The organism is Sphingopyxis yananensis, assembly GCF_020687785.1.
Lineage (GTDB): Bacteria > Pseudomonadota > Alphaproteobacteria > Sphingomonadales > Sphingomonadaceae > Sphingopyxis > Sphingopyxis yananensis.
The window spans coordinates 24,917-43,181 of the sequence record NZ_JAJEWI010000009.1 but is presented as its reverse complement, the minus strand read 5'-3'; the positions used below and the strand labels follow the sequence as shown (position 1 = coordinate 43,181).

The 18,265-nt window shown below is 56.5% G+C and carries 22 protein-coding genes and 1 tRNA gene; 5 read left to right on the top strand and 18 right to left on the bottom strand.

What is annotated here, in order from left to right; genetic code table 11:
- Nucleotides 1-4 precede the first annotated feature (4 nt).
- From LKO31_RS11320 to LKO31_RS11305, 4 genes are all read left to right on the top strand, one after another.
- Entirely contained in the window at nt 5-340 is a 336-nt protein-coding gene (locus tag LKO31_RS11320) for a YbaB/EbfC family nucleoid-associated protein (RefSeq protein ID WP_227690676.1), read from the top strand.
- A 147-nt stretch (nt 341-487) separates the two neighbouring features.
- Nucleotides 488-2,884: an endopeptidase La gene (gene lon / locus LKO31_RS11315; RefSeq protein WP_227690675.1), complete on the top strand. Its 2,397-nt coding sequence runs from the start codon at nt 488-490 to the stop codon at nt 2,882-2,884.
- A gap of 181 nt (nt 2,885-3,065) precedes the next feature.
- Complete coding sequence (locus LKO31_RS11310; RefSeq protein WP_227690674.1) at nt 3,066-3,338, top strand: HU family DNA-binding protein; 273 nt, start codon at nt 3,066-3,068, stop codon at nt 3,336-3,338.
- A 175-nt stretch (nt 3,339-3,513) separates the two neighbouring features.
- A tRNA-Val gene (locus tag LKO31_RS11305) sits at nt 3,514-3,588 on the top strand.
- Nucleotides 3,589-3,722: 134 nt separating this feature from the next.
- Here the strand turns inward: LKO31_RS11305 and LKO31_RS11300 are convergent.
- From LKO31_RS11300 to LKO31_RS11260, 9 genes are all read right to left on the bottom strand, one after another.
- A complete protein-coding gene (locus tag LKO31_RS11300; RefSeq protein WP_227690673.1) occupies nt 3,723-4,631 on the bottom strand; it encodes a tyrosine-type recombinase/integrase in 909 nt (302 codons plus the stop codon).
- Nucleotides 4,607-4,993 carry a hypothetical protein gene (locus LKO31_RS11295; RefSeq protein ID WP_227690672.1) on the bottom strand — a complete coding sequence of 129 codons (387 nt, stop codon included), beginning with the start codon at nt 4,991-4,993 and terminating at the stop codon, nt 4,607-4,609. Before LKO31_RS11295 ends, LKO31_RS11300 begins: the two co-directional genes overlap by 25 nt.
- A 232-nt stretch (nt 4,994-5,225) precedes the next feature.
- On the bottom strand, nt 5,226-5,384 hold the full coding sequence (locus tag LKO31_RS11290) for a hypothetical protein (protein WP_227690671.1): 159 nt from the start codon (nt 5,382-5,384) through the stop codon (nt 5,226-5,228).
- On the bottom strand, nt 5,381-5,557 hold the full coding sequence (locus LKO31_RS11285; RefSeq protein WP_227690670.1) for a hypothetical protein: 177 nt from the start codon (nt 5,555-5,557) through the stop codon (nt 5,381-5,383). Before LKO31_RS11285 ends, LKO31_RS11290 begins: the two co-directional genes overlap by 4 nt.
- Nucleotides 5,558-5,616: 59 nt before the next feature.
- Nucleotides 5,617-5,862: a DUF2312 domain-containing protein gene (locus tag LKO31_RS11280; protein ID WP_227690733.1), complete on the bottom strand. Its 246-nt coding sequence runs from the start codon at nt 5,860-5,862 to the stop codon at nt 5,617-5,619.
- Nucleotides 5,863-6,027: 165 nt separating this feature from the next.
- Nucleotides 6,028-8,757: a toprim domain-containing protein gene (locus LKO31_RS11275; RefSeq protein WP_227690669.1), complete on the bottom strand. Its 2,730-nt coding sequence runs from the start codon at nt 8,755-8,757 to the stop codon at nt 6,028-6,030.
- Nucleotides 8,758-8,846: 89 nt separating this feature from the next.
- On the bottom strand, nt 8,847-9,155 hold the full coding sequence (locus LKO31_RS11270; RefSeq protein WP_227690668.1) for an ogr/Delta-like zinc finger family protein: 309 nt from the start codon (nt 9,153-9,155) through the stop codon (nt 8,847-8,849).
- 29 nt (nt 9,156-9,184) lie between these two features.
- Nucleotides 9,185-9,679, bottom strand: a complete 495-nt coding sequence (locus LKO31_RS11265; protein WP_227690667.1) for a phage regulatory CII family protein — start codon at nt 9,677-9,679, stop codon at nt 9,185-9,187.
- Nucleotides 9,676-9,957: a carph-isopro domain-containing protein gene (locus LKO31_RS11260; RefSeq protein ID WP_227690666.1), complete on the bottom strand. Its 282-nt coding sequence runs from the start codon at nt 9,955-9,957 to the stop codon at nt 9,676-9,678. Before LKO31_RS11260 ends, LKO31_RS11265 begins: the two co-directional genes overlap by 4 nt.
- A gap of 83 nt (nt 9,958-10,040) precedes the next feature.
- Between LKO31_RS11260 and LKO31_RS11255 the strand changes: the two genes are divergently transcribed.
- Entirely contained in the window at nt 10,041-10,583 is a 543-nt protein-coding gene (locus tag LKO31_RS11255; RefSeq protein WP_227690665.1) for a helix-turn-helix domain-containing protein, read from the top strand.
- 441 nt (nt 10,584-11,024) lie between these two features.
- Here the strand turns inward: LKO31_RS11255 and LKO31_RS11250 are convergent, their stop codons facing one another.
- From LKO31_RS11250 to LKO31_RS11210, 9 genes are all read right to left on the bottom strand, one after another.
- Entirely contained in the window at nt 11,025-11,672 is a 648-nt protein-coding gene (locus tag LKO31_RS11250; protein WP_227690664.1) for a YoaK family protein, read from the bottom strand.
- A gap of 88 nt (nt 11,673-11,760) precedes the next feature.
- The gene (locus LKO31_RS11245) at nt 11,761-12,774 is read right to left on the bottom strand and encodes a contractile injection system protein, VgrG/Pvc8 family (RefSeq protein WP_227690663.1); all 1,014 of its coding nucleotides are present in this window, start codon (nt 12,772-12,774) and stop codon (nt 11,761-11,763) included.
- Nucleotides 12,771-13,205 (bottom strand): phage tail protein, encoded by a 435-nt coding sequence (locus LKO31_RS11240; RefSeq protein ID WP_227690662.1) that lies wholly within the window; start codon nt 13,203-13,205, stop codon nt 12,771-12,773. Before LKO31_RS11240 ends, LKO31_RS11245 begins: the two co-directional genes overlap by 4 nt.
- Before the next feature lie 12 nt (nt 13,206-13,217).
- Nucleotides 13,218-15,653 carry a phage tail tape measure protein gene (locus LKO31_RS11235; protein ID WP_227690661.1) on the bottom strand — a complete coding sequence of 812 codons (2,436 nt, stop codon included), beginning with the start codon at nt 15,651-15,653 and terminating at the stop codon, nt 13,218-13,220.
- A 2-nt stretch (nt 15,654-15,655) separates the two neighbouring features.
- The gene (locus LKO31_RS11230) at nt 15,656-15,775 is read right to left on the bottom strand and encodes a GpE family phage tail protein (RefSeq protein ID WP_227690660.1); all 120 of its coding nucleotides are present in this window, start codon (nt 15,773-15,775) and stop codon (nt 15,656-15,658) included.
- An 8-nt stretch (nt 15,776-15,783) separates the two neighbouring features.
- Nucleotides 15,784-16,083, bottom strand: coding sequence for a phage tail assembly protein (locus tag LKO31_RS11225; RefSeq protein WP_227690659.1), 300 nt, complete (start codon nt 16,081-16,083; stop codon nt 15,784-15,786).
- A 69-nt stretch (nt 16,084-16,152) separates the two neighbouring features.
- On the bottom strand, nt 16,153-16,665 hold the full coding sequence (locus LKO31_RS11220; protein ID WP_227690658.1) for a phage major tail tube protein: 513 nt from the start codon (nt 16,663-16,665) through the stop codon (nt 16,153-16,155).
- Nucleotides 16,666-16,711: 46 nt separating this feature from the next.
- Nucleotides 16,712-17,887 (bottom strand): phage tail sheath subtilisin-like domain-containing protein, encoded by a 1,176-nt coding sequence (locus LKO31_RS11215; RefSeq protein ID WP_227690657.1) that lies wholly within the window; start codon nt 17,885-17,887, stop codon nt 16,712-16,714.
- Between the two features lie 29 nt (nt 17,888-17,916).
- Complete coding sequence (locus LKO31_RS11210) at nt 17,917-18,258, bottom strand: GPW/gp25 family protein (protein WP_227690656.1); 342 nt, start codon at nt 18,256-18,258, stop codon at nt 17,917-17,919.
- Nucleotides 18,259-18,265: the final 7 nt, after the last annotated feature.

Sequence of the window (18,265 nt, the reverse complement as noted above, 5' to 3'; positions counted from 1 at the left end):
AGATATGAAATCGATCGAAGATATGATGAAGGCTGCTCAGGAAGCAGCCGCAACCGTTCAGGCCCAAATGCAAGAGGCGCAGGCCAAGCTCGACGCGGTCGAGGTGGAAGGCGTTTCTGGCGGCGGCTTGGTGAAAGTTTTGGCCAGCGCCAAGGGGCGTATCAAAAGCATCAGCATTGATGACAGCCTGATGCTGATGTCCGAAAAGCAGATGTTGGAAGATTTGCTGGCCGCAGCATTTAATGATGCGCGCGAAAAAGCCGATGTCGTCAGTAATGATGAAATGGGCCGCATGACCAGCAGCTTACCGCTTCCTCCTGGATTTAAGCTGCCGTTCTGACGGTCGCTGCGCGCCATCGGCGTGCGCTGGACAAGTGTTTTTGCATGGTCCCGTTATTGAACAACGGGCGAACTGCGCCATATTAGCGTTTAAATCCGTAATGCAGAGGGCGAGGCATCGCGCAAGATGCCCGTCCTAGGAGCCGTAATGACGCAATCTTTCCCTTTACTTCCCCTTCGCGATATTGTGGTGTTTCCCCACATGATCGTTCCGCTGTTTGTTGGGCGGGACCGGTCTGTTGCGGCGTTGGAAGTCGCCATGGAAAGCGACAAAGAAATTTTTCTGGTCGCCCAGCTTGATCCCGGTGAGGATGATCCGGCGCGCGACGATCTTTATGATATCGGCGTTGTCGCCACCGTTTTGCAATTGCTGAAACTGCCCGATGGCACCGTGCGGGTGTTGGTGGAAGGCAAGCGCCGTGCGAAGCTGAAATCTTTGGCTTCGCAAGAAAAAGCGGTGATCGCGGACGTCGAAATTTTAGAAGATGTTGCGGACGACAGCAAAGATACGGCTGCTTTGATGCGCTCGGTTATGGATCAATTTGAATCCTATACCAAGTTGAACAAGAAAATGCCGGCGGATGCGGCGACGCAATTGGCGGAATTGACCGACCCATCACGTTTGGCCGACAGCGTGGCTGGCAATTTGAACATCAAAGTCGCCGATCGCCAAGCCTTGCTGGTGGAAAGCGAACCATCCAAGCGTTTGGAAATGGTGTTCGCCTTCATGGAAGGCGAATTGGGCGTATTGCAGGTCGAAAAGAAGATCCGTGGCCGCGTGAAGCGCCAGATGGAAAAGAGCCAGCGCGAATATTATTTGAATGAGCAGTTGAAAGCCATTCAGCGCGAATTGGGCAATGACCATGGGGATGGCGGCGACGAGCTGACGGAACTGCAAGCCAAAATCGACAAGCTGAAATTGCCCGCCGAAGCCAAAGCCAAGGCCGACGCGGAAATGAAAAAGCTGCGTGCGATGGCCCCCATGTCCGCTGAAGCGACGGTGGTGCGCAACTATTTGGACGTGCTGACCGGCCTGCCTTGGGGTAAGAAATCCAAGCTCAAAAAGGACATTGCCAAAGCGCAGGCGGTGCTCGACGGCGACCATTATGCGTTGGAAAAGGTCAAAGACCGGATCATCGAATATCTGGCCGTGCAGGCCCGCACCAACAAGCTGAAGGGGCCTATCCTGTGCCTCGTTGGTCCGCCGGGTGTGGGGAAAACATCGCTGGGCCGCAGCATTGCCAAGGCGACGGGGCGTGAATTTATCCGCCAGTCGCTGGGCGGCGTGCGCGACGAAAGCGAAATTCGCGGCCACCGCCGGACCTATATTGGTTCACTGCCGGGCAAAATCGTCACCAACCTGAAAAAGGCTGGTACGATGAACCCGCTGATCTTGCTCGATGAAATCGACAAATTGGGCCAAGATTTTCGTGGTGACCCAGCATCGGCCCTGCTCGAAGTGTTGGACCCGGAACAAAATAACAAATTTCAGGACCATTATCTGGAGGTCGATGTTGACCTGTCGGACGTGATGTTTGTCACCACGGCCAATAGCTTGAACCTGCCGCAGCCATTGCTGGACCGGATGGAGATTATCCGTCTGGAAGGCTATACTGAGGATGAAAAGGTTGAGATTTCCAAGCTTCACCTGATCGCCAAGCAGATTGAAATGCATGGTTTGAAAAAGGGTGAGTTTGAACTGACTGACGAGGGGCTGCGCGACCTGATCCGTTATTACACCCGCGAAGCGGGTGTGCGGACGTTGGAACGTGAAATTGCCCGTTTGGCCCGCAAGGCGCTGCGCAAGATTTTGGAAGGCAAAGCGACCAGCGTTGTCGTGACGTCTGAAAATCTGGCGGAATTTGCTGGTGTGCGTAAATATCGCCACGGCGTATCTGACCGCGAAGATCAGGTCGGCGCGGTGACGGGCTTGGCATGGACCGAAGTGGGCGGCGAATTGCTGACCATCGAAACCGTGACGGCGGCTGGCAAAGGTCAGATCAAGACCACCGGTAAATTGGGGGATGTGATGAAGGAATCGGTGCAAGCCGCGCTTTCTTTCGTCAAAGCCCGCGCACCGGCCTATGGCATTAAGCCCAGCCTGTTCGCCCGCAAGGATATTCACATCCATTTGCCCGAAGGCGCGGTTCCCAAAGATGGTCCGTCCGCCGGCGTCGGCATGGTCACCGCCATGGTTTCGACCATGACCGGTGTTGCTGTGCGCAGCGATGTCGCCATGACTGGCGAGGTCACCTTGCGTGGCCGCGTGCTGGCGATCGGCGGGTTGAAAGAAAAATTGCTGGCGGCCCTGCGCGGCGGCATCACCACCGTGTTCATTCCGCAAGAGAATGAAAAGGATTTGGCGGACATTCCTGCCAATATCACCAGCGGTTTGACGATCATTCCGGTGTCCCATGTCGATGAGGTTTTGGCGGGTGCTTTGGTGTCCAAATTGGAACCGATTGAGTGGACGGAAGCGGATGAATTGGCGGCTTCGCCAGCAGTTGGCAGTTCCGCCGACCCCGAGAAGCTGATTCGCCATTAATTCCAGAAGTGGATGAAATAGAGGAGTGGATTGGAATCCACTCCTTATTCGTCGCAAAAAGCTAGTTTTTTGGTCGCTTTCCGCGCTTTTTGCTTTGACAATATGCCGCGAAACAGCGTTAGTGTCGCCACATGGCCTGACCATGAATCAATTTTTTATCCAATGCAGGGGTTCCTTAGGCATGAACAAACAAGACCTGATCGCCACCGTCGCTGACTCGAGCGGTTTGACCAAGGCTGACGCGAGCAAAGCAGTAGAAGCCGTGTTCGAGGCGATCACGGCTTCGCTGAAGAAGGGCGACGAAGTTCGTCTGGTCGGTTTCGGCACCTTTGCTGTTAGCCAGCGTAAGGCATCGACCGGTCGTAACCCACGCACCGGTGAAACGATGACCATCGAAGCGTCGAACCAGCCAAAGTTTAAGGCTGGCAAGGCTCTGAAGGATGCCGTCAACTAAGTTTGACGCGCTTTCGCTTGAAAAATACGGGCCGCGACGAAAGTTGCGGCCCGTTTCATTTGGCGCAATGGGAAAATGGGAAAAGCGGTTTCCAACCAAAATCCCCATTGCATTCATCGGCGTAAGCGGTAATGGAAAGCCCACATTCGCTGCTGCTACGGACGCACAGCCGAATGGGCGCGTAGCTCAGCGGTAGAGCACACCCTTCACACGGGTGGGGTCACAGGTTCAATCCCTGTCGCGCCCACCATCAAAGTCATGGAAATTAAAGGATTTTTGATGATTTGGCATTTTTACTTTGTACGTGAAAATGCAGAACAAGACGCGAACTTACATCTCAATACCGTTCGCGACCGTACAAATCCCGTACAGTGCTCTAGCGATTTACAGCTTAATTTTCGTCCGTTCTTCGGCAAGGCGAAGACCTCGCCTTTGGGCGTCGTGGACCTTGGCGGAGACTTGTTCCGCGTGGGTATAAGTTCGCCTCATTAGGGCAGTGTCCGCCCATCCGCCAAAGTCGCCTGCGGCCTTTTCATCGACCGGCTGGCGCACATTTAGTTCCTGACCAAATCCGTGACGACCGGCTGCGTGGAATGGCAGATATTCGATGCCCGCTTTTTTGCAGGCATCGTTCCAGCCTTTGCGTGGGCTGGAGCGGTCCGCAAATCCGAACACTCTGAGATTTTCGGGGCGGTGCAGTTTCCCACGCGGATAGAGCGGCGGCAGGTTGGTAAGTTCCGTGATCAGTTCGGGCGCAATGTCGATCCAACGTTCCGCATGGCCTTTTGCTGGCGGGATGCAGATTCGTCCGTTTGCCAGATCGAGATGCTTTTCAGGGTGCATAGCCACGGCCTGACTGATGCGGGCACCGGTCATAAACATGAAAAGGGCAAGGGCGGCATGGCGCTGGCTGGCGTGTTGCCGGAATTTCAATAACCATTCCCAACTGCCGGGCTGCCGTTTGATACGGCTTTTCTTTCCCCGCTTTAAATCTTGCGCCACGCGTTCCTCATTAGTGTAGCCACGAATGCGTATTGGCCCGCATTGGCCAAGATCGTGGGCGTTGTTGATGACGGCACGAACGGGCGTGATAATTTGCCTTACCCATGTGTCCGTCGAGGCCTTAGGAAGTAGAGTGCCACCTAGGTTCTTGATCATTTTGGGGGTGATGTCTTTTATCAGCAGTGATCCTATCAACGGCACAATCTTCGTCAGATATGAGGCGTCAGCGGGCGTAGCGGGGTAGAGAACGACCGCCTCAGCAAATGTCAGCGCCTTTTCGTCACCGAGCAAATAGGTGCGGATTTGTCGCCTTTCTTCGTCGATGCACCAGCGCCGCGCACCCGCTTCTGAAGATGTTCCAATGCTGCGTCGATAGTAATCGGTGATAGGTGTGCCGACATATTCGACGCGCCCGCGTACCCACCAATTATTCCCTCTTTTATAGGGTTCGAGAGGCATAGTTGTCCGTTTCCGAAAATCTGATCAATTTGTTCTGGTGTGATGAGCATAGCGCGCCCAATCTTATGGCAAGCCCCAAGCTTGTTGGCCCGTGCCCGCAAGGTCCGTTCTGAAATCGAAATTCCTCTTTCTGCCATGGTGGCCGCCCATTGGGCTGGAGTTTTTGCGCGATCAAGCAAATGTGTGTTGGACATGACAGGCTATCCTGCGCGCCAAAAGACGGTAAAAATTTGCCTTGTACCTGTGCTGATCATCATGGTTCTCCTTCAATGCGAAAATGGGTGATGTCGAAAGGGCAGTTTTTGAAATGCCAGCGCGTCCACTTGGCGGCGGTGTATAGGTTTGTGCTGATCCAGCCGCACCGGAACCGGACGCGCAGCAAACTGGCACCAGTGCGGGGGCGATAGCCTTCGTTTCGTTGCCACGTCACAGGCACAGCTTTCCGAGATTGTAGACGATGGCACTGGTGGCGATGGGGCCGACGAGCAGCATCCAGCCCGCGATTTTTAGGCGATGGCGGTTTTCGACGCGGACGCACTCTATGCAATCGCAATAGGTGCGACGGGTGATGCCGTGGGCGCTCATGCGATCACGTCCCTGACTTCCCACATCAGGAAAAGCATGGGCAGAACGAACAGACCCAAGGCGGTGACGAACAGGCCCTTGGTGAATTCGATCAGGTCGGTGCGGTCCAGAACGTCCATGACGATCCGCGTGGAATGATTGTCAGGCAGTAGATGTTTCAGCAGTTTTTTCATGATGTGCTGGCGGCGCTTGTTCGGCTGGCCCGCCTCTCCCTATGTGGATTGGTGGGCGGTCAGGCCTGCATGCCGATTGCGTTTTTATAGATCGCCTTGATGGCTTCCATTTCCGCTAGGTCATGCAGTGGCAATTTGCGCTGGGCGACGATCTGACGGATGATCTTGGGTTCATAGCCAAGGCTTTTACTTTCCAAGTAGACATCGCGAATGTCCGCGCTGATGCCGCTTTTTTCTTCTTCCAGCCGTTCGATGCGTTCAATGAATTGAAGTAGTTGCTCATCCGATGCCGCGACATTGTTGATGACAGGATCAGGCGGGGTGGCCTTCTTCTTTTTGCCCACTTTTTCGGGCAGCGCAGGGCGTAGAGCGTGCATGGTTCCGCCCTTGCCATCTGGCACTTCCTGCATGGTCATCAAGGATTTCGGGCGCGGGTTTTCAGCAGATTGCATGGCTGGTGCTTCCTTTGATTATTTAGATGGGTTGGCGCTGGCGTTGGCAGCGGTATGGTCTTTGGGGCGTTGAAAAACGTAACAATTCACCGTTTTTCCGGTTCGTGAATTGACGGGTTTCTTTTCCAGAAATTTGCGGGTTTTGCTGGTGCGCAGCAGCCGTTTCAGTTCATTGGCTGATGGCAGGGACAGGCGCATGTCACCGCACCGCTGTTCAAATTGCACCAGATTGATGGCGATCACATCGGGGTTGCGGCTGTGGTCGATGGGGTTGGTGACGCCTTCGGGTTCTTGGGCGACGATCCAATCGAAACGCTCCCAAAAGATTTCGACAGCGGGATGGTCGTTTTCGGTCAGGCGTTGGCGTTCAGCCAGCATGGCGCGGAAAAAATCATGCGTTTCGGCGGCGACCGCTGGCGGGATGTTCTTCACCACGATTTGCATGGCATCAAACATGGCCGCCATTTGGGCATGGTTCTTGGCCAAGCGGTCATTGCGGATGCCGTCTTGTTTCAGCATCGCCGAATAATGGACTTTGAAGCGGTCGAAATAGGCGGCCAAAATATCGGCTTCTTTGCGCAAGATATGCACGATGAAACCCGACACATCATCGCGATCAATGCGGGCAATGGTTTCCGCCGCTGATCGGGTGTTTTCGCCCCAACGGCTTTTGTCGATCACAAGGCCCATGATGCGTTCGCGCATGGCGGGCGAAGCTTCGACCGGATCATTTTGCACAATGGCAATGGCACCGCGAAACGGCGGTTCGAATGTTTCCATGCCCGCATTGGCGATGGCGCGGGTGCGAACAGCGCGGCCATTATAGGCCGTTTTCAATTCATCCCATTCAAAGCGGCGGCCATGCGGGGCGTCTTGCGATCGGTCGCCCTCGATCAGGACAACCGGCAGATTGCCCACTTGGCCCAAGGTGCGGCTGATGCCCGCATTGGTGGCTTTGGTCGGGTCAAAACCTTCATAATTTCCCACACGGCCCATGATTTTCCACAGGAAAGCAATCAGCGTGGTTTTGCCGGTGCCTGGTGGGCCGGTGACTTCCAGAAAGCCCAAGCTTTCCTGTTTGGCGCGGATTTGTTCTGCAAACAGGGACATCACCCAAAAGGTGAGGATAGCTAGGCCCTTCACACCCCAAGCATCATAGACGGGCTGCACCCAATCTAAATTTAGCTTGTCCGCCTCATATTGGATTTTCAGCAGCCGTTCGCTTGTGCGCAGCTTCACCGCCTTTTTGCCGAACACGAAATAATCGTCGGCATTCACCTTGATGACATTGCCTTTATGCACACCAAGGTCGCCCAGCAAATAGGCGCCGTGATCGACAGAATAGCCGGTGAATTGGATGGCTTCGACGGTGCGGATGCCGGTCCATTGCTTCTGCATCAGCTTGTCCAGATGGCCGGTCGCGCCGGTCCATTGTGCGCCGGATGCCACCGATGCCAGCCGCTTTTTGAATTCCGCGCCCGCTGACAGGTTCGCACCGCTGAAGGTGGCCTTTACCGCCTCACGGCGCGGCTTGCCCTTTTGGCGGGGGAAGTCGATGCGCAGATAATATGCGCCTTCTTCCAAATAGGGGTCGCGCTGGAAATAGAGGGTGCGAAAGCAACAGTTCGCCAGTTCGGTGATGTCCACCGCCTTGGCGGCGGCGACATTCCATTGTTCCTCTTTGGTCAGGTTAGCGAAATCGTCGTCGTCTTCGTTCAGATGCTCGATCATATCGTTGATCCGCTGCAACGAAAAATTCGCCCACATTTGCTGGCTGTTGAACACAAAGGGGAAGGATGCCGACCGCGTGCGGGTGTAAATCAGCGTGGCCTTTTCATCGGCCTTGCTGGCAATGGTGACATCACCGCACCAACGGTAAAATTCGATGTCGTCTGCCTTCAGCCGGTTGGCCTTGTGCAGATCGTTCCAATCTTCCTTGTCGCCTTCGCCATCGATGGACACTTGCGCACCGCCTGTTTGCCAGCCTTCTTTGCGGGCTTGCGCGGCATGGGCCGTGGCAAACTCTACGCCCGCTGCGCCTTGGTCATAGGCAAAGATCAGGCGCGGCCCGATGGTGCCAAGGCGGGCTGCGGTCTGGCGCAGTTCGTCCAGCCATTCTTTGGGATAATTGTTGCACGACATGGCCGACACAGCAGGGATGCCGTTTTCCACCAGCGCACAGGCGTCGAAAATGCCTTCGGCTATCCAGACTTCATCCGCTGCGGCCAAGTTTTCCAAGCTGTGCGCAGGGTGCATCCAGACATGACCGCGATAGCCAGAGCCAAAGGAAAAAGTGGCTTTCTTGTCACCAAAGCGGTGGGCCTGATCGATGATGCGTTGCCAATATCCGCCATTGGGCAGCGGAAAGCGCACCGTGGCCGATCCGATATTTAGATCATGGTCATGATAATATTCTTGGGTGTAATGGCCTTTCAGCGGGGCGGTATCCAGCCCGCGCCCCATTGCCAAATAAGCATCGGCGGCGGCGTTCGGATTTTCCTTGCTGGTCTTGTAACGCTTTGACCAATCCTCGAAAATTTCGGGGTAAAGCTGTTGGCTTCGGCCTTCCCATCCGCATTTTTCGGTGCGGCCACAGCGCAAAATCCATGGGGCAGCGGCGGGGGCGTAAACGGATTTCTTGTCATTGCATTCGGGGCATTTGCCCTCGCGCAGAAACGCGCCCTGTTCGCGGAAATTATAATCCGCTTTCAGTTTGGCGATCAGTTCGCGCAATATGTCTTCACGCATGGCATTTTCTCAAGGCAAAGGGATGGCGTCCCCGAAAGCACATGGCATCGGGCGCATCGTTGGAATGGGGTAAGGGCTAGATCAGGCGATCAACTGGGGGCGTTGATCCGCGCCGCTTCGTCGGGCGGCGGGGTATCGTCATTGGCGGGGCTGGGTGGGCCAGTTTCGCGCCATGTGGTTTTGGGCAAATGGGCCAGCGGGGCGGGCATCATGCTGGGCCGGATGGTGCGCCGTGCTTCCATCGCCACCGCAAAGGTGTGCCCGCATTGGGTATCGTCCCTGCAATGATAATAAAGTTCGCGGAACGTCAGCGTGGCCAGCCCCATGGTGCGGGCAAAGGCATCGCCCCCGCATGATGGGCATTTCACGCTGGGCATCCGTGGACGTTTGGCCTTCATGTGCTGGCTTCCCTTTATTATGGTCATGGTCATCGGCGGGCCTCCCGCTGGATCATTTGGGCTTCGGCGCGAATGCGAATGGCGGTGGCAATCACCTTGTCGGCAGCGTCTTCGATCAGTGCGGCTTCGTCCGGCGTCACAATGTCATCGTCATGCGCCTCCAATATTTTGTCGGCCAGTTCGCCGTTGCTGCGCGATTGCTTAGCAAACAGCCTCAGCAGGTCGCGGCCACTGGCGGCGCAATGGGCCAGCGGCACGATTTCCATATCCAGCGCCCGCGCCAGCACGCTGGTGACATGCGGGTGCCCCGCCATGCCGACCGTTTCCGCTTCCAAAATCGCGACTTCATCCAGTCGCAAGAAAGCGTCGGTGTTACGGCTGGTGCAATCGCTGATACGCTGTTGACGGGTGCCAATGCGCTTTGCAGCGGCATCTTGCCCGCCAAAGGCACGAACCAAGGCGCGGCTGGCTGATTTCAACTCCTGCAATTCAATAGGCAGGATGATGGTGCGCTCGACGGTCACTGTTTTGTCTCCCGTCCTTCGGTAAGCGGCGCGGGGTTACCGATTGTGGCGCTGCCATCGGTGGCCGATGATGCATCAGAACCAAGGGGGAAGATGATGTCATGTGCTGTCACGGGCAGCCCAAGGGAAAGCGCCACGTTCAAAACGTGCGGCTGTTTTTCAGCAGGGATACGCCCAACACGCCTCCACGAGTCTACGTTGGACGACGGTACACCCAAAGCGCGTGCCATGGGGCGAATGCCGCCGAACAGTTTGAAAAGGCTGTTTTCGTAAATCATGCAAAACGTGTCCGATATTTTCAGACAATAGTCAACTGTAAAATGAGAGCGGAATTTGTCCGAAAATTTCGCATGGAGTGAGCATGGAAAATGTCAGCACCCGACTCCGCGATCTGAGAATGCAAGCCAGTCCTCGACTTTCTGTCCGAGCCATGGCTGTAGAGTTAGACCTGCCCCTAGGTACTTATTCAAATTACGAGTCGTCGCGGTATAAAAAGTCGGCATTGCCGCTCGACTTAACACGTAAGATTGCTGGCGTTTTGTCCCAGCATAACGTTGATCCGGCAGAGGTGATGAAACTTGCGGGCCTTTCGGATCAAGAAGTGGAACCGGAAGCGAAGATAATCGAGACCGCGCGACCAACCGTCCAGTACGTGACCATGGCGGTGGCCATGCCTAGTGAAGCCGCGCTGAAAGAAATGTTCCGAACGTTATTGGTATTGGTGCCTGATGGTGCGACAAAGGACGAAGCCGCCGCCATTCTTGCTCGACGGCTTCCAGCTGGCTTTGCAGCGATCGGACCTCTCTCGCACGATCAATTCGCGCCTGATAGCTTTGGAGACGCAACAATTCCTCAATCTCCCGCCACAGGTCCGCGTGAAAACGAGCAGCCGTCGCGCACCTAACAAAGCACCGCTTACAAGCAAATTCGCAGCCCGGTGTTAAGCGTATCACTTGGTCCTTCACTGAAAAACTCACTACCCATGTTCCTGTTCCGTTCTCATAGTGCGGGCGATATAATGTAGGAAAGAGGAATATTTTTTGCGGGACGAAAATCGGGGTAGTGGGGTGATGAAAACGGCAAAATTTAATCAAGTGTCATAAGCTGACTGGTTGATAATTCGTGTTCAATATCGCCGCCAAAATCGCGTTTCGCCCGCAAGAATGCGATAATCCGCCATCAAGCATCGCGGAAAATTCGCAGCCAATTTGCAATCATTAAATCGCCAGTTTGGCGCTAATGATTGTGAGGTAAAGGGTGCATTTTCGTCTGAAACGTTCGCCCATGGGTGCGGCTTGAAGGTGTAGTTGAGCTTTCGAGTGGGCCGCGCCAGCTAGAGCGGCTTTTAGGGTTGGCGACGTTCCTGCCAGAACATTGTTGCTGCCAGAACACAGCAAAAGCCGGATGCCAGCCATATGCCGTGCAGCCCCTGCCATTCAAAAACGGCGGCACCGGAAATCGCACCGGATAATAAACCCAACCAAAGCATCAGATAGGGACGCCAGTGACCATTTTTCTCACCCAGAAAATGTCCGGCAAGATGCTGGCCAAATTTAACTAATGTACCGGTCATATAGGTAACACCTATGCTGACCTCGCCTTGCCTGACGAACACATTATTGGCCGCGCCCATCGCGATGGCCATCATCGGGGCGGCAATAAGGGTCAAACCAAATTCCGCCCCGCATGATGCCAAGATCAGGCACAGTGCCATGAACGCCAGAACCGCGCCGGACGGGTGGTTTGGGCTGTAATGACGTATGGCGCGCCCCGCCATCACGCCGGTGACGAACAATATGATAATAGCCAGCGGCATCAGTGCATAGGACCATGATTGATGATTGATCAGGCCAACGGATAAAAGCGTCGAATTCCCGCTCATGAAGGAAACGAAAAACCGGCCAAAAATCAGAAACCCCAATGCGTCGGTAAAGCCAGCCAATATGGCCATGCTGATGGCCAGTTTCTGGGAAGACAGAGTATGTGAATGCATAGGCTCAGCAATCTTTCTCCACGGATGCGACTGGCGGATGGACCAAGAGTCTTGAGCCGCTGGAGGAAATGCTTGTAACGCCTGTGGTTCAAGAGGCCAATTCCATCTTGATATCGGTGGTCAGCCCGCCGCCCTTGTCCAGCCGGTGTGTCACATCGCTAATCAGCCATGTTGTGCCGTCTATCTGATCCTTGAAGCCGGTGACGGTCACGCGGCATTCGGGGCTGGCGTCGGGGCGGCCAAAGGCCAATTTCATATCAAAGCTGGCGGGGGCGCGTTTTAGCCGGTCCCGTTCGGCCACGGCGGCGCGGCGGGCGCTGGCTTCGTCGGGATAGGTTTTGCGCAGCCGCTTGGCACCATCCTTTTTGCCGACAGTGAAGCTTTGCTTTTTCGCGCCCTTTCGGTCGTGCCAGCTTGCCGTTACGCCCTCTTGCCCATCGCGCTTTTGCCGTTGCCAATTGTGCCGGTCGCCACTGGCCCGGGTGATGGTCAGGGTGGGCAGGGGCTTGCCGCTGGTGGTCTGGCCCGCGCCCTTGGGCGCAAAGATCAGATGCTTGTCCTTGATGGTCGCCACCGCGTCATTCTCGCGGCCAAGGCGGCGCAGAAAAGCAATATCGCTTGTCCGGCTTTGGCTGATTGATGGCAGGGCAATGGCGGCCAGCGCCGGTGTCACCTTCAATGTCAGGCCATTGCGCCCCGCTACATCCTTCAGCACCGCGCCCAGCGTGCTATTCTTCCAGCTTTGATCGCGCCGGTTGCGAATGGCCGATGTGAAATCCGCCGCCCGCGCTTTGATGGTGATTTGATCGGGTGGGCCGCTGTGCGATACATCATCCACCTTGAAGCTGCCCTTTTCGACCAAGCCGATTTCCACATTGCGGCCCTGTTTCCATCCGATGGCGACTGTCAACACGGCCCCTTCGGGTGGAATGTCTAGCCCGCCGTCTGTGTCATCCAGCACGATATCCAATTGGTCCGCTTCATCGCCCCGCTTTTCGGAAATGGACAGGGAGACAAGGCGCGGGCGCATTTTGCCGGTCAGGTCTTTGCCGTCCAATGTCACGCGCCAGTCGGCAATATTGCTGATGCCGGTTTGCGTCATTGGCTGGTCCCATTGTTGGCGGGTTCACTGGTAGCGTCGGGGGCATCGCTGACATCATCAACGCGCAGCAAATCGATAGCAAAATCGATGCGGCGCGGCGTTCCGTTGGGCAGGCTGTTGGCGTGGCGTTCATCAATGGCCGTGATGACATAATCACCAAAGACGGTGCCCGCCCCATCGACCAGCGGCAAAGCTTCGCCAGCATCGGCCATGGTGCGCAGATCGTCGATCGATGCCCGCCCATTGGTCAGTTCGGCATAGGCTGTGCCAGACAGGTTGATCGTTTCGGTGCCAACGCCGGTAAATTGCGTGGCATCCCGCGCACCGACGCGGGGCGATGTGGCGTGCTGCCAATCGCTTTTGCGCTGCAATTCGGAATAGGCAAAGCCGCCTACTTCAAAGATAAACATGCCAAGGGACATAAGCTGCATGATGTGCCTTTCTTAATCGTCGCCAAAGCTGCGGCCGCGCTTGTCACGCTCGATCTGTTCAATCGCGCCCCGGACTTGATCGGCAATGTCTTGGGCGTTGGAACCGCTGGCATTGATGGTGATGTGATAGGTGGCGGGTGCGGCGGCCATGGCGGTGCCTTGCGCCGCCTGCCCGCCCGCCGCCATGGCGGGGGATGCGCCCAGCGCCAAGGCGGGGGCGACGACGCCAGCGGCCATTGCACCTTTTAATTGTTCGGACAGGCCCGCCATGCGCGATAGGGGCGCACCGCTGCCCCCTGTGATGCCTTGATCAAGGCCCGTCATCAAATGCCCGCCAATGTCCGCGAAAACGCGGCTGGGGCTGTTTATGTCCAACGCTTTGCGAATGGGCGCGGGGATTAACTGGGCAAAGCCTTTCAGCTTGCCCATCAACCAATCTTTTTTGGCCATGATGCCGGACCACAGGCCATTGATCAGTTCGCGGCCAGTATCGGACAGGCTCGACGGGAAAAAGCTTTTGGCCCATCCAATGAAGCCAGTGAAAATCGCTTTCACCTGTTCCCACTTTTCCGCCAGCCACGGGCCGATTGTGCCCCAATTTCGATAGATGAGATAGACCGCCAGCGCGATGCCGGTGATGATGGCAATAATAGGATTGGTGATCATCAATGCGGATACGCCGCGAATGACCGTCATCAAAATAGAAAAGGCCGCTTTGGCGTAGGTTAGGACAGGCCCCAGCTTTGACCAAGCAAGGGCCAGCAGGCCGCAACCGCGAATGATGGTGCCGGACATTATGCCCAGCGCACCAAGGCCGATCAGCAGCGGGCCAATGGCCGATGCCACCAGCACCAATGTGGTGGTTAGCTTGGGGTTGTCGTCGGCAAATTTGCTGAACCGATCCGCCAATAATACGACTTTATCCGCCGCCTTGGCGATGACAGGCAACAGCTTGTCGCCAAGCTGGATTTTCAGCACTTCCACATTGTTCGCCGCCAGTTGCATTTTGGCCGATGTGGTGCCCATGCGCGCCAAATATTCGTCGGTCATAGAACCGGAATAGGCGCTGGCATCGCCAACCATGGTCAGCCGCGCCTTTAGATCATCCAAATTGGACAGCATGGGCGACAGCGCACCCACACTTTCGCCGCCAAACAGGCGCTTCATCATCGCCGTTTGCTTGTCTGGCGACAGTTTGGAAATGCGGGTCAGCACATCGGTGATCGCGCCGCCTGCATCCTTTTGCATACGCTTGGCCATAGTCGATGCGTTCAGGCCCAATTCGGCAAAGGCCGCGCCTTGGGATTTGGTGGCGCTATCGCCGCTAGTCAGGGCCAGCATCATATTCTTGATGCCGGTGCCCGCGACATCGGCTTGCACGCCGGTTGTGTCTAGCGTTGCGGCCATGGCCGCCATACTGCCCGCCGCCACGCCGGAAACGCGGCCCAAGGGACCAACATTGGTGATGATTTTGGAAATGGCTTGGGTATTGCCGCCCATTTTGTTGGTCAGGGCGTTGATCTGGTCGCCAAGGCTGGCCACTTCCTTTTGGTTCATTTTGAAACTGGTGCGCCATGTGGCCATTTGTGCCCCAGCATCGGCAGCTTCCATGCCAAAGGCGACGGACATTTTGCCCGCATCTTCGGCAAAGGCATCCAGTTCGCTGTGCGCCACGCGCATTTCTGCGCCCGCTGCCTTGATCTGCATAATGGCTTGGGGCGACAATGGCATTCGCTTGGCCTGATCCAATGTCGATTTGCGCATTGCTGCCAATTGTTCATTGGTCAGGTTCAGCACTTTATTGGCATCGGCCATCGCGTCTTCAAAGGACATGGCCGATTTGGCGGCAACAATGGCGGGCAGACTGGCGGCCACGCCCGTTCCTATGGCAACCGCACCTTGGCCTTGCAGCTTGCCACCCAATTCTTGGCTTTTGGAGAATTTGCGCCGTGCGCTTTCGGTGGCGGCAAGTTTGGCTTGCTGTTCTTCCAAGCTTTGATTGGTTCGGCTGATCTGGCTGGCCAGCGATTGTTCATGGTCGCGCAAGCGATTCACATTGATGCCGGCATCGCGCATTTCACGGCTGATTTCACCGATGCGATCCGCCTGTTTGGCGCTGGCTTGTTCCAGTTTTTCCACCGCCTTGGTGGCGCGATCATATTCGCGCTGCATGGTTTTGGTGGGGGCGGCGCTGGCGGCCAGTTCGTCGCGCAGGGCGCGTTGGCGGCGGCGGGCTTGGTCCAAGGCCGCGTTGGTTTTGTCCAATCCTTCGCGCTGTTCGCGCAGGCCCGTTGCCTTGGCCTGTGCGGCCTCAAGCGATTTAAGCTGGTCGCGGGTCGCCTTCAGGGCCGCCGCCGTTTTGCTGGCTCCCCCCGTGATGGATTGCAAAGGCCCGCTGACGCGATCAAGGGCATCCAGCACAAATTTCAGGCGCAATTCCCGCGACATATTCAACCTTTCAACAGCTTGGCACGGTCCACGGCTTTGCGTTGCCATTCGACCAGTTCGGATATGGAAAATTCATTCATGGCGGCGGGCGGCCAGTGAAAGATGGCGGCAATGTCCGCCATCGCGTCGTCTATGCTTCGGGGAAGCCCTGCATGTCCGCTTTCGTCAGCAAAAAACCGCCAATCTCCGTGCAGCACGCAAACAGGTCTTCGGTCTGCATATTATTGACTTCGACTTGGTTCAGCGTGGGCACCGTGATGCGGGGCAGCAATTTCAGCATGGCATTGACATCAAGGCGGGCAAGATCGGCCATCGCCAAGCCGCGCAGTTCACCGGCATTGGGTTTGCGCAGGCCGATTTCCCTAATTTCTTCACCGTCTTCGCCGCGCTTGATCGGGTTATCAAGAATGACTTTTCGCATATTGGTCATGACTTTACGCTTTCTGGATATGACAGGGGGGAGTGCGGCCCGACGCGCATGTCGTCGGGCCGTGGGATGTTAATATAGGCCGATGATGGCGTTCAGTTCGGCGTTGCGGTCCACGCCGCCCACGATTTCCACGCCGCGCAGGATATCGATTTCGACTTCGGTGCGCCCGTTCACGATCAGCTTGTAATAAGCGATGGCGGTTTTTACCTTGAACTCGCTGGCTTCGCCGGTTTCCTGATCACCCATTTCGATTTCTTCGTGGCGGCCACGCACTATGACCTCGTAGCCGTCAACCGCCCCGTCATTGTCGCGCTGATACGCACCAACAAAACGCAGATAAACGCCGTCCACGCGCACCACGCCAAATTGGCGCAAGATGTCCAGCATCGGGCCGCCAAAACTGGCTTCCAGTTCCAGCGCATTCAGGCCGTGATCGGTTTTGACCGTGCCGTTCATGCCCGCTGCGCGATAATCTTCCATCTTGCGGGTCAGGGTGGGCAGGGTCACGGTTTTGACTTCGCCCAAATAATCGCGGCCTTCGTTAAACAGCATCATTTTCTTCAGGGTTTTGGCCAGTCCCATGGCATATTTCCTTTGTGCAATATCGATTGGGGGAAAGGGATAGCGATCAGGCCGCGCCCGCCATCAGGCTGGCGAAGTCACCAAAATAGCTGTCTGTGATGCGCTGGATCAGGCCCAATTCTTCCAGCGGCGGCGGCACGGTATAATCATAATCAATGCGCAGCTTGCCCGCCTTCAGGCTGTTCACGCTGTTGCTTTCTTCGGCGAACCAACAATTGAACCCCAGCAACACGCCAGCGGCCACCAAATCGCGGCCAAAGCCATTGATGGTTTCCACAATATCCCGCGCCAATGCGGGTGTCAGCGGCTTGTCAATGGCCCACAACATGCCCTTGACCATCGTGTCACCGATCAGCTGCGCCACGCGGGTGGTGCTTTCAAAGGCAAAGGGATCATCGGTGGGCGCACAGGTGCGATTGCCCCAGAAACGAAAACCAGCATCGGTGCGGATGATGGTGGTGATTTCCTTGGCATTCAGCAAATTGGCCTCGCTGGTCGCGTCTTCGATGTCCCAATGGATATCGCTGGTGATGCCGATCACGCCATCAAGGGTGACGTTGGACAGGGTTTTATGCGGACCGACAGTTTCGTCGATCATGGCGCGCACGCCCATGGCGCGCGCGGCCACGTCGCTGGTGATGTTGGCGGCGCTGGCGACATCAAAGGCGATGAAATCGGGCATCAACAGCATCAATTCGCGCTGTGAAAAATTGGCGCGATAAGCGATGGCGGCGGCGGTGGTGGCCCCAAGGGCGCGGGCATAAACAAAGCCGCGCAGCCGCTTGGCCACAATCACCAACGCACTGGTGACGGCCTGTGTTTCCAGACCAGGCGTTCCCAAAATCTTGGGCTTCACCCCCAATTGGGCTTCGGCGGCCAGCAAGGCTTGCATCCCCGTTTTCTGGCCGCTGGGCAGGGTGGTGCCGATGACATTGGCATCTGTTTCTTCGGCATCCTCGCCTTCTTCCACACGCACCACAACAATGAACGGGCGGCTGTAATCGGCAATGGCGCGCAGGCTGTGGCCCAGCGTCCCACCCACGCCTGCCTTGCCAATGGCCGTGTCCACATCGGTGATCAGAACAGGGCGATTGAGGGGGAATGCGGCAGGGTCCGCGTCTGGCGCGGTGGCGACAAGGCCAATCACGGCGGTGCTGACCGCGCGCAGGGTGCGGGAACCTGTGTTGACTTCCGTAAGGGTAATACCGTGCTTAAAGGCCATGGGCTTTGCTTTCTTGCTGTGAAAAGGGATTAGAGGGGAACGGGCACTGTCAGGCGAATACGGCTGTTGCTGGCGGCGGTGTCGGTGCGGTCCGCGTCGATGATCAGCACGGCGGCGCTGGGCCGATCACCAGCATTCAATTGGACGCGGCGCAGGCGCAGGCGCTTTTCCCATCGGCCCAGCGCGACCGCTGTGGCCGCATAAAGGTGCAGGACACCCGCCGCCGAAAAGGGGTGGTCAATGCGATCCGGCAACAAGGAACCATAATCGCGCAGGCCGACATGCGACCCAATGGCCGTAGACAGAATATCCGCCACAGATTGTTCAATATGGGCCAGCCCATCCAGCGGCGCGCCGGTGTATCGGTTCATGCCCGAC

What these genes read in the sequence shown, in the direction of transcription:
- LKO31_RS11310 (WP_227690674.1), top strand. Translation starts at nt 3,066, where the DNA reads ATGAACAAACAAGACCTGATCGCCACCGTCGCTGACTCGAGCGGTTTG.
- LKO31_RS11245 (WP_227690663.1), bottom strand. Translation starts at nt 12,774, where the DNA reads ATGACGCAAACCGGCATCAGCAATATTGCCGACTGGCGCGTGACATTG.
- LKO31_RS11215 (WP_227690657.1), bottom strand. Translation starts at nt 17,887, where the DNA reads ATGGCCTTTAAGCACGGTATTACCCTTACGGAAGTCAACACAGGTTCC.
- lon (WP_227690675.1), top strand. Translation starts at nt 488, where the DNA reads ATGACGCAATCTTTCCCTTTACTTCCCCTTCGCGATATTGTGGTGTTT.
- LKO31_RS11220 (WP_227690658.1), bottom strand. Translation starts at nt 16,665, where the DNA reads ATGGGACTGGCCAAAACCCTGAAGAAAATGATGCTGTTTAACGAAGGC.
- LKO31_RS11260 (WP_227690666.1), bottom strand. Translation starts at nt 9,957, where the DNA reads ATGATTTACGAAAACAGCCTTTTCAAACTGTTCGGCGGCATTCGCCCC.
- LKO31_RS11290 (WP_227690671.1), bottom strand. Translation starts at nt 5,384, where the DNA reads ATGAGCGCCCACGGCATCACCCGTCGCACCTATTGCGATTGCATAGAG.
- LKO31_RS11240 (WP_227690662.1), bottom strand. Translation starts at nt 13,205, where the DNA reads ATGCAGCTTATGTCCCTTGGCATGTTTATCTTTGAAGTAGGCGGCTTT.
- LKO31_RS11295 (WP_227690672.1), bottom strand. Translation starts at nt 4,993, where the DNA reads ATGTCCAACACACATTTGCTTGATCGCGCAAAAACTCCAGCCCAATGG.
- LKO31_RS11270 (WP_227690668.1), bottom strand. Translation starts at nt 9,155, where the DNA reads ATGAAGGCCAAACGTCCACGGATGCCCAGCGTGAAATGCCCATCATGC.
- LKO31_RS11250 (WP_227690664.1), bottom strand. Translation starts at nt 11,672, where the DNA reads ATGCATTCACATACTCTGTCTTCCCAGAAACTGGCCATCAGCATGGCC.
- LKO31_RS11230 (WP_227690660.1), bottom strand. Translation starts at nt 15,775, where the DNA reads ATGGCGGACATTGCCGCCATCTTTCACTGGCCGCCCGCCGCCATGAAT.
- LKO31_RS11275 (WP_227690669.1), bottom strand. Translation starts at nt 8,757, where the DNA reads ATGCGTGAAGACATATTGCGCGAACTGATCGCCAAACTGAAAGCGGAT.
- LKO31_RS11225 (WP_227690659.1), bottom strand. Translation starts at nt 16,083, where the DNA reads ATGACCAATATGCGAAAAGTCATTCTTGATAACCCGATCAAGCGCGGC.
- LKO31_RS11210 (WP_227690656.1), bottom strand. Translation starts at nt 18,258, where the DNA reads ATGAACCGATACACCGGCGCGCCGCTGGATGGGCTGGCCCATATTGAA.
- LKO31_RS11235 (WP_227690661.1), bottom strand. Translation starts at nt 15,653, where the DNA reads ATGTCGCGGGAATTGCGCCTGAAATTTGTGCTGGATGCCCTTGATCGC.
- LKO31_RS11255 (WP_227690665.1), top strand. Translation starts at nt 10,041, where the DNA reads ATGGAAAATGTCAGCACCCGACTCCGCGATCTGAGAATGCAAGCCAGT.
- LKO31_RS11285 (WP_227690670.1), bottom strand. Translation starts at nt 5,557, where the DNA reads ATGAAAAAACTGCTGAAACATCTACTGCCTGACAATCATTCCACGCGG.
- LKO31_RS11320 (WP_227690676.1), top strand. Translation starts at nt 5, where the DNA reads ATGAAATCGATCGAAGATATGATGAAGGCTGCTCAGGAAGCAGCCGCA.